Origin of the sequence: Corallococcus sp. AB049A, assembly GCF_003668885.1 — a bacterium.
GTDB classification, from domain to species: Bacteria; Myxococcota; Myxococcia; order Myxococcales; family Myxococcaceae; genus Corallococcus; species Corallococcus interemptor.
The window spans coordinates 1-10,954 of the sequence record NZ_RAWL01000294.1 but is presented as its reverse complement, the minus strand read 5'-3'; the positions used below and the strand labels follow the sequence as shown (position 1 = coordinate 10,954).

Sequence of the window (10,954 nt, the reverse complement as noted above, 5' to 3'; positions counted from 1 at the left end):
CAGGCGCACGCGGTGGTGCTGATTGAACCGGGCAGCCTGCCGAAGACGAGCAGCGGCAAGGTGCAGCGGCACGCGTGCCGTGCGGCCTTCCTGAACGGGACGTTGCAGGAGGTGATGGCGTGGCGGGCGGAGAGTCCTTCCTCCGTCACTCCCCTTCCCTCCGCTGTCGCGGCTACCGAGGTCTCGCGTAGTGCATCTGCGTTGGATTCGCACTCTGGCCAGGACGCTGAGGCGCTGGTGGGCTGGCTGCGCGACATCGTGGCCCGGCACGCGCGCATGCTCCGTGAGGACATCGACGTCGATGCTCCGGTGACGCGCTACGGATTGGACTCGCTGGGCGCGGTGGAGCTGGCTCACGAAGTGAGCACGGGCACGGGCCTCACGGTCCCCATGGAGTGGCTGCTCCAGGGCCCGAGCATCACGTCCCTGTCCCAGCAGTTGCTCTCGCTCCGGGATGCCGCGAAGCCCGCGTCGAACACGCTCCGCCGCCGCGACGTGGATGGCGCCCGGGCAGTGTCCTTCGCGCAGGCCCGGCTGTGGTTCCTGGATCGATACGCGCCGGGTGACGTGGCCTACAACCTGCCCGCCGCGGTGCGACTGGAGGGCGAGCTGGACGTGGCCGCGCTGGAGGGCAGCCTCCAGGCGCTCGTCGCGCGCCATGAGGCGCTGAGGACCTCCTTCCGCGAACAGGACGGAAGACCGCTCCAGGTCATCGCGAAGGACGCAGCACTGCCGCTGGCGCGCGTGTCGCTGGAGTCCCTGCCGCTGGAAGCCCGCGAAGCCGAAGCCTCCCGCCTCGCGCATGAAGAGGCCCGCCGCCCGTTCGACCTGTCGCGAGGTCCGCTGGTCCGCGCCACCCTGCTGACGCTGGACGAACGCACGCACGTGCTGGTGCTCGTCATGCACCACGCCGTGTCGGACGGCGCGTCCATGGCCGTGCTGGTGCGTGAGGTCTCCACCCTCTACGCGGCGCTGCGCGAAGGCCGTCCGTCTCCCCTGCCCGCGCTGCCACTGGCCTACGCTGACTACGCGGAGTGGCAGCGGGAGTGGCTGGACGGAACCCGGCTGACGTCGCACCTGGACTACTGGCGGAAGCAGCTCGCCGGTGCCCCCCAGTTGCTGGACCTGGCGACGGACCGGCCACGTCCCGCCGAGCGTGGAACGCAGGGCGCCCGGGTGCCCGTGGTGCTGGATGCCCGGCTGACCGAAGCCGTGCGCACGCTGGCGGTGCACGAGGGCGTCACGCCCTTCATGGTGCTGCTCGCGGGCTTCCAGGCGGTGCTCGCTCGCCGGGCGGGACAGGACGACGTCAGCGTGGGCACGGCCATCGCGGGCCGGGGCCGCGCGGAGTTCCAGGGCCTGGTGGGCTTCTTCGTCAACACGCTGGTGATGCGCACGAAGCTCTCCGGCGCACCCACCTTCCGCGAGCTGCTGGGGCGCGTGCGCGCGACCGCCATGGGCGCGTACGCGCACCAGGACGTGCCTTTCGAGAAGCTGGTGGAAGCGCTCCACCCCACGCGCGAGCGCGGGCACACGCCCCTCTTCCAGGTGATGTTCATCCTCCAGGGCGCGCACGTGGGCGCCCCCGTTTTGCCCGGCCTCCAGTCGCGTCTGCTGGACGTGCACCCGGGCACGGCGATGTTCGACCTGACGCTCTCGCTGTCCGAATCCGCTCGGGGCTTCGAGGGCTGGCTGGAGTACGCCACCGGCCTCTTCGACGCGGACACCGTGGCCCGCCTCGCGGGTCACCTGCGCGTGCTGCTGGAGGCTGCGGTCGGGGATCCTTCGAGCAAGGTGGACGCATTGCCGTGGCTGGACGCCGCGGAGTCGGAGCACCTGCTCGCGCTGTCGCGAGGACCCGGCATCGAGTTCCCCTCGGACGCCACCGTCTCCTCCCGCTTCGCGGCGCAGGTGGCCCGCACGCCCGATGCCGTGGCGCTCGTCGCGGGCGGGAATCGGCTCACGTACCGGGAGCTGCGTGCACGGGCCCGGGCCCTGGCGCACACGCTGCGGCAGCGCGGCGTGGGGCCGGAGTCGGTGGTCGGGCTGTGCGTGGATCGCTCGGTGGAACTGGCGGTGGGGATGCTCGGCATCCTCGAAGCGGGAGCGGCCTACCTGCCGCTGGATCCGGCGTACCCGTCGCAGCGGCTCGCCGCGATGTGGGAGGACTCGGGGGCGAAGGTCCTCGTGGGGCCTCGCCGCCTGGAGGACGTGATCGCGGTGCCGGCCGAGCGCCGGCTGTTCCTCGACGACGTGGACCCTTCGGCGGGCGCGGACTTCGTGCGATCCGCGAGCGACGCGCGGACGCTGGCCTACGTCCTCTACACGTCGGGCAGCACCGGGCGGCCCAAGGGCGTGGGCGTGCCGCACCGGACGGTGATGAACTTCTTCCGCGCGATGGACGCGCACGTCTCGCCGTGCCCGGGCACGTGGCTGGCGATGACGAGCATCTCCTTCGACATCTCCGTGCTGGAGCTGCTCTGGTCCTGGACGCGCGGCTTCCAGGTGGTGCTCGCGCCCACGGGGCTGGAGCCCGCGGCGCTCGCGGAAGAAGTGGAGCGCCACGCCGTCACCCACTTCCAGTGCACGCCGTCCTACGCCCGCGCGCTCGTGGAGGAACCCCGGGCGCTGAAGGCGCTGGGCGGACTGCGCCAGCTGCTCGTGGGCGGAGAGGCCCTTCCGGGCGGCCTCGCCGCGACGCTGCGGGCTCACGTCCCCGCGCTGCTCAACATGTACGGCCCCACCGAGACGACGGTGTGGTCGTCCATGCATCGAGTGGAGACGGACTCGGCCGGCACCGTGCCGCTGGGCCGGCCGCTGGCGAACACCGGGCTGCACGTCCTGGACGCGCAATGGCGCCCGGTCCCGGTGGGCGTCCCTGGTGAGCTGTTCATCGGCGGTGAAGGCGTGGTGCGCGGCTACCTGGGCCGCCCGGACCTGACGGCCGAGCGCTTCGTGCCAGACGCGTTCAGCGAAGCACCGGGCACGCGGATGTACCGCACGGGAGACAGGGTGCGCTGGCTCGCGGACGGGACGCTGGAGTTCCTGGGCCGCGTCGACCACCAGGTGAAGCTGCGCGGCTTCCGCATCGAACCGGGTGAGATCGAAGCCGCGCTCCGCTCGCACCCCGAGGTCCGCGAGGCCGTGGTCGCCGTGCACGCGGATCGCCTCGTGGCCTACACCGTCCCTGCGTCCGTGGAGGCCGGAGCCCTGCGCGAACACCTGCGCTCCCGGCTGCCCGAATACATGGTGCCCTCGGCGTTCGTCGGCATGGACGCCCTGCCCCTCACGCCCAACGGCAAGGTGGACCGAGGCGCCCTGCCCGTCCCCGCCGCTCCGGCCGCCACCGAGGACGCGGGCCCGCTGACTCCGCTCCAGGAGAAGCTGGCCGCGCTGTTCCAGGACGTGCTGCACGTGGAGCGCGTGGGCGCGCACGATGACTTCTTCGCGCTCGGGGGGCACTCGCTGCTGGCCACCCAGCTCGTCACCCGCGTGAGCGCGCGCTTCGGCGTGGACCTGCCCGTGCGCGCGGTGTTCGACGCGCCCACCGTGGCGCGGCTCTCGGAGCGCATCGAAGCGCTCCCCTCACGTCATCCCGCCGAGCCCATTCCCACCGTGCCCCGGGACGGAGCCCTGCCGCTGTCGTTCGCGCAGCAGCGCATGTGGTTCCTGGACAGGATGGAGCCGGGGCAGGCGCACTACAACCTCCCGCTGGCCCTGCGGCTCACCGGGCCCCTGGACGTGGACGTGTTGCGCCGCACGTTCACGGAGCTGGTCCGCCGCCACGAACCGCTGCGCACCACCTTCGAGGAGCACGACGGTCAGCCGCTTCAGCGCATCCACGCCGCGCCCGAGGAATGGCCTCTGCTGGTGGAACCCGCGCCGGAAGGCGACGCCCTCCGCCAGCGCATGTACGAGGACGCGACCCGTCCGTTCAACCTGGGCACCGGACCCCTGCTGCGCACGCGGCTGCTCCGGCTGTCCGACCAGGAACACGTGCTGCTCCTGTGCATGCACCACATCGTCTCCGACGGTTGGTCCATGGGCGTGCTCGTGCACGAGGTGCGCAGCCTCTACACGGCGCTGCTGGAGGGACAACCGTCGCCCCTTCCCGCGCTGGAGATCCAGGCCGCGGACTTCGCCGCATGGCAGCGCCGTCAGGAGGACTCGGAGGCGTCACGGGCCGCGCTGGCCGCGATGCAGCAGTCCCTGAAGGACGTGCCCGTGCTCACGCTGCCCGCCGAGCAGGGCCTGCCCGGGACGCGCTCGGCTCGCGGAGGCAGCCATGTCTTCACGCTGCCCGCGTCCCTGGTGCGCTCGCTGGAGCAGGTGGGCCGGGAGCGGGACGCCACGCTGTTCATGGTGTTGATGGCCGGGTATCAGGCCGTGCTGTCGCGCTACTCCGGGCAGGACGACTTCGCCGTGGGCACGCCCGTCGCCCACCGCACCCGGCCGGAGCTGGAACCCCTCATCGGCGTGTTCCTCAACACGCTGGTGCTGCGCGCGCGCCTGGACGGAAGCCCCCGCTTCCTTGAGCTTCTGGACCGCGTGCGCGAGGACTCCCTGGCCGCGTTCGCGCACCAGGACGTGCCCTTCGAGAAGCTGGTCGAAGCGGTGGCACAGGCGCGCGGCGGAGACCGCACTCCGCTGTTCCAGGTGATGTTCGTGCTGCAGAACGCGCCGCTGTCCACGCCCGCCCTGCCCGGCGTCCACGTGGAGCGGCTGCACACCTCGACGGAGACCGCGCGCTTCGACCTCATCCTGTCGCTCACCGCGCGGGACGGCGGGCTGGAAGGCACGCTCGAATACAGCCGGGACCTCTTCTCCGAGGACGCGGCCGCAAGGTTCGCGACCCACCTCCGGGTCCTGCTGGAGGCCGTGGCCCACGACGCGACGACGCCCGTGTGGCGGCTGCCCCTGATGGACGCGGCGGAGCGCGCGCGGGTGCTGGAGACCTTCAGCGCGCCGGACCTCCGGCCGCTGCGCACGCCGTCCCTGCTGGAGTGCTTCGACGCGCAGGTCCAGCGGGCTCCAGACGCAGTGGCCGTGGATCACGGAGGCCGCACGCTGACGTACGCACAGTTGGATGCACGGGCGAACCAGCTGGCGCGGCACCTGCTGGCGAAGGGCCTCCAGCCCGAAGGCCGAGTGGGCCTGTGCCTGGAGCGTGGCCTGGACCTCATCGTGGGCATGCTCGGCGTCGTCAAGGCGGGCGGCTGCTACGTGCCGTTGGATCCGGCCTATCCCGCGCAGCGGCTGACGTTCATGTTCCAGGACGCCGGCCTGTCGCTGGTGGTGACGGAGCGCTCGCTGCCCGAGGCCGTCCAGGACCGGTCCTGGCCCACGGTGAGCCTGGAGGCGGAGCGGGACACGCTCGCGAGCTACGACGCGTCCGCTCCAGGCGTGCGGCTGCTGCCCGACGCATGGGTCTACGTGCTCTACACGTCAGGCTCCACGGGCACTCCCAAGGGCGTCGGCGTCACGGCCGCCTCCATCGTCCACGTGGTACGGGAGACGAACTACATCCAGCTGGGCCCCGACGACCGCATGGTGCAGGGCGGGACGCCGTCGTTCGACATCGCGACCTTCGAGGTCTGGGGCGCGCTGCTCAACGGCGCCCGGCTGGTCATCCTGCCGCGCGAGGTGACGCTGGAGCCCGCGCGACTGGCGCGAACGCTGCGCGACGTGGGCGCCACCACGGCCATGTTCCCCACCGCGCTGGTCCACGCCGTGGCGAGAGAGGTCCCGGACGCATTCGCCACGATGCGCGTGGTCTTCTGCGCGGGCGAGGCCGCGAACCCGGAGGCCATCCGCGCCGTGCTGCGCGCAGGACCGCCGGGCCGGCTGGTGAACTTCTATGGCCCCACGGAGACCACCGTGGGCGCCACCACGCACGACCTCCAAGGCCTGCAGGAGCACGTGAAGTCAGTGCCCATCGGCCGGCCGATGACGCGGGTCCGGACGTACGTGCTGGATGCGCACGGCCAGCCCGTGCCAGTGGGCGTCCCCGGCGAGCTGTACATCGGCGGTGACGGGGTCGGCCGGGGCTACGTGGGCCGTCCCGCGCTGACGGCGGAGCGCTTCCTGCCCTCGCCCTTTGGTGACGTGCCCGGAGCACGGCTCTACCGCACGGGCGACCGCGTGCGCTGGCTGGCGGACGGCACGCTGGACTTCCTGGGCCGCATGGACACGCAGGTGAAGCTGCGCGGCTTCCGCATCGAACCAGGCGAGGTGGAGTCCATCGTCCGCCAGCACCCGTCGGTGAAGGCCGCGGTGGCCGGGGTGCTCGACAACGGCGAGGGCGATCCGCGCCTCGTCGCGTGGTACGTGCCGCGTGCGCCGATGGAGGCGGCAGAGCTGCGCGCCTTCGTCTCCGAACGTCTGCCCGCGCCGCTGGTGCCCTCGGCGTTCGTACCGCTGGAGGCCCTGCCCCTCACGCCCGTGGGCAAGGTGGACCGCAAGGCCCTGCCTGCTCCGGATGCGCGCTCGGTCGCGGTGGCGCCTTCGAAGCCCCAGCGGATGTCGCCCTTCCAGCAGCGGGTCGCGGACCTGTTCCGCGACGTCCTGCGCGTGCCGCACGTGGGCGCGCACGATGACTTCTTCGCCCTGGGCGGCCACTCGCTGCTGGCCACGCGGCTCGTGTCCCGCCTGCGCTCCACGTTCCAGGTGGAGCTGCCCCTGCGCGGCCTCTTCGAAGGCGCCACCGTCGCCGACGTCACCGACCAGGTGGAGGCGCGCCTCCTCGCGCGCACCGGCCTTCCTCGCGTGCCGGCGATCCGCAAGGCCCCCCGCGACGGCGGGCTGCCCCTGTCCTTCGCGCAGCAGCGGCTCTGGGTGATGGAGCAGCTGCAACCCGGCGCCACGCCGTACATCCTGCTGGGCGCGGTGCGGATGGAGGGCGCGCTGGACGCGGAGGCCCTGCGCCGCGCGCTGGAGCTGCTGGTCGAACGTCACGAGGCACTGCGAACCACGTTCACGCTGAAGGACCGAGACCCTGTCCAGGTCATCCAGTCCACGTCTTCGTGGGCCCTGCCCCTGGTGGACCTGACCGGCGTGCCGGCGGAGGAGCGCGAGGCGGAGGTGCGGCGGCTCGCGCGGGAAGAGGCGGCCCGGCCCTTCGACCTGGACACGGGGCCGCTGCTGCGCACGCGGTTGCTGCGGCTGACCCCATCGCATCACGTGCTGCTGCTGGGCATGCACCACGTCGTCTCCGATGGCTGGTCGCTGGAGGTGATGGTGCGCGAGGTGGCCACGGCCTACGCGGCCTTCGCCTCCGGTGAGGCCCCCGTGCTGCCGGCCCTGCCCGTGCAGTACGCGGACTTCGCGGCGTGGCAGCGCGGCTGGCTCCAGGGCGACGTGCTCGCGGACGAGGTCGCGTGGTGGAAGGAGCAGCTGGCCGGTGCGCCTCGCGTGCTGGAGCTGCCCACGGACAAGCCTCGTCCCACGACGCGCTCCGCTCGGGGCGCGCTCCTGCCCGTGCACCTGCCTCGCGACCTGACGGATCGCCTGATGGGGCTCGCGCGGGTTGAAGGTGCCACGCCGTTCATGGCGCTGCTGACCGCGTGGCAGGTGCTGCTGTCTCGCTACAGCCGGCAGGAGGACCTGCTCGTCGGTGCACCCATCGCGGGCCGCACCCATGGCGACGTGGAGGGGCTGGTCGGCTTCTTCGTCAACACGCTGGTCCTGCGTGCGCGGATCCGTCCGGAGGATTCGTTCCGCGCGCTGCTGGGACAGGCGCGGGACACGACGCTCGCGGCCTATGAGCACCAGGACCTGCCGTTCGAGAAGCTGGTGGAGGAGCTTCAGGTGCCTCGCGACCTGGGGCGCACGCCGCTGGTGCAGGCCGTCGTCGCGCTCCAGAACGCTCCGGCCGGGGTGCTCGAAGCGCCCGGGCTGCGGATGGAGCTGCTGGAGGTGGACGCGGGCACGGCGCACTTCGACCTGGGCCTGCTGCTCACGGAGACGCCGGACGGACTGCGCGGCTCCATCGAATACAGCACCGACCTCTTCGAGCACGACACCATGGCCCGGCTCGCGGGCCACCTGCGCGTGCTGCTGGAGGCCGCCGTCGCCGGGCCGGACGTGCCGGTCTCCCGGCTGCCGTGGCTCACGCCCGAGGAGCGCCAGCAGGTGCTCGTCGCGTGGAACGACACCGCCCTGCCCTATCCCTCCGGCAGCACCGTCGCGGCGCGCTTCGAGCTGCACGCCGCGCGGCGGCCGGACGCCATCGCCGTGGAGGACGGAGACGCCCGGCTGACGTACGCGCAGCTGGATGCCCGGGCGAACCAGCTCGCGCACGTCCTGCGGTCACGGGGCGTGGGACCGGATGTGCCGGTGGCGCTGTGCCTGGAGCGCTCCGTGGGCTTCGTGGTCACGGTGCTCGGCATCCTCAAGGCGGGCGGCGCGTACGTGCCGCTGGACGCGTCCTATCCCGCGCAGCGGCTGCGCTTCATGTTGGAGGACGCGCGGCCGCACCTGCTCGTCACCACGCGTGAGCTGCACGGACGGCTGCACCTCCCCGACGCGTCCCTGCCATGCTTGTTCCTGGAGGAGCTGTCGCTGGAGGACCAGCCCGTCACCGCGCCGGAGACCGGCGTGGGGCCGCGCCACCTGGCCTACGTCATCTTCACCTCCGGCAGCGGCGGACGGCCCAAGGGCGTGGGCATCGAGCAGCGCGGGCTGCTGCGCCTGATGCACTCGGAGCCGTACACGCGCTATGGGGCTCGCGACACGGGGCTGCTCTTCGCGCCGGTGTCCTTCGACGGTTCCGTGCTGGAGCTGTGGACGCCGCTGCTGCATGGCGGCCGGCTCGTCGTCTTCCCGGGCCACGTCCCCGCGAGCGACATGGACGCACTGGCCCGCGTGGTGGAGCACCACGGCGTCACCTTCGTCCACCTGCCCTCGGGTCTCTTCTCGCAGTTGATGGAGCATCGGCCGGACATCCTCGGACGGCTGCGGGAGCTGCATGCGGGTGGCGACATCGTGTCCGCGCCGCACGTGCGCCGCGCCGTGGAGTCGCTGGGCATCCCCTTCACCAACGCATACGGACCGACCGAGTGCTCCGTGGTCGCCACCACCTTCACGGTGGAGCGCCCAGAGCAGGTGTCCCTGTCGGTGCCCATCGGCGCACCGCTCGCCAACACGTCGGTGTACGTGCTGGACGCGCGGCTGCACCCGGTGCCGGTGGGCGTGCCAGGAGAGCTGTTCCTCGGGGGAGACGGCGTGGCCCGGGGCTACGTGTCACGGCCGGACCTCACGGCCGAGCGCTTCGTCCCGGATGCGTATGGCGCGACGCCCGGTGCCCGGCTGTACCGCACGGGGGACCTGGCGCGCTGGCGTCCGGACGGGACGCTGGAGTTCCTGGGCCGCATCGACGCCCAGGTGAAGGTGCGCGGCTTCCGCATCGAGCTGGCGGAGGTGGAGTCCGCCCTGCGCGAGCTGCCCGAGGTGCAGGAGGCCGCGGTGGTGGTGCGTGAGGACGTGCCCGGAGACAAGCGGCTCGTCGCCTACGCGATGCCCCGCGCCGGGCACGTGCTGGAGGCGCCAGCCCTGCGCGCGGCGCTGCGCCAGCGGTTGCCGGAGTACATGGTCCCGTCGGTGTTCGTGACGCTGGCCACCCTGCCCCTCAACCCCAGCGGCAAGGTGGACCGCAAGGCGCTGCCCGCGCCGGACGCCGCGTCCACGGGACGGCAGGGCCGCTTCGTGGAGCCGTCGCACCCGCTGGAGCAGCGGCTGGCGCCTCTCTTCGCACGCGAGCTGGGCACGGATCGCGTGGGCGCGCAGGACCACCTCTTCGAGGAGCTGGGAGCCACGTCGCTGACCGTGGTGCGCCTGGCCGCGCGCCTGCGCGAAGAACTCCAGCGCGAGGTGCCCGTGGTGTGGCTGTTCGAGCACCCCACGCTCGCAGGGCTCGTCGAGCGCCTGGAGCGCGATTCCCAGACCGTGGCCCCGGCCCCCGGCCACCGTCCGCGCGAGGCGTCGAAGCCCGGCGCATCTGGCTCCATCGCCATCATCGGCATGGCGGGCCGCTTCCCCGGCGCGATGACGGTGGCGGAGTTCTGGCGCAACCTGCGCGGAGGCGTGGAGTCCATCACGCGCTTCGCACCGGAGGAGCTGGAGCACCTGCCCGTCCTGCCGGAGGGCACGGAGCTGTGGCAGCACCCGGCGTTCGTCCCGGCCGCGGGCGTGCTCGAAGGCGTGGACCGGTTCGACCACGTGTTCTTCGACATGTCCCTGCGCGAGGCGCAGTTCACGGATCCGCAGCAGCGGCTGTTCCTCCAGACAGCGTGGGCCGCGCTGGAGGACGCGGGTGTGGACCCGGAGCGCTTCCCCGGCGCCATCTCGCTCTACGCGGGGGCCACGGGCTCCGGGTACACGGACGCCGTGCGCCAGGCGATGCCGCTGGACGCGGCGTCGTACATGGAGCTGCAGGGCACGGCCACGCACGAGAGCCTGGCGACGAAGACGTCCTTCAAGCTGGGGCTCACCGGTGAGAGCACGCTGCTCTACACCGCGTGCTCCACGGGCCTGGTCGCGGTGCACCTAGCCTGCCAGAGCCTGCGCGTGGGTCAGTCCGACGTGGCGCTCGCGGGGGCCACGCGGTTGTCGGTGCCGCAGCGCACGGGCTACGTCGCGCAGGAAGGGCTCATCTTCTCTCCGGACGGACACTGCCGTGCGTTCGATGAGAAGGCGGGAGGCACGCTCTCCGGCAACGGCGTGGGCGCGGTGGTGCTCAAGCGACTGGAGGACGCGGTCCGGGACGGCGACTCCATCTACGCCGTCATCCGGGGCTCGGCCATCAACAACGACGGCCGGAACAAGTCCGGGTTCACCGCGCCCAGCGTGCAGGGACAGGCGGCCGTGATTTCCCAGGCGCTGGCCAACGCGGGCGTGTCTCCGGAGGCCGTGGGCTACGTGGAGGCCCATGGCACCGCGACGCCGCTGGGGGATCCGA

1 protein-coding gene is annotated in these 10,954 nt (G+C 72.4%); it reads left to right on the top strand.

The annotated features are described in order from the left end of the window. A partial coding sequence (locus tag D7X55_RS26915) for a non-ribosomal peptide synthetase (protein WP_121724555.1) occupies positions 1 to 10,954 on the top strand: 10,954 nt, incomplete at both ends.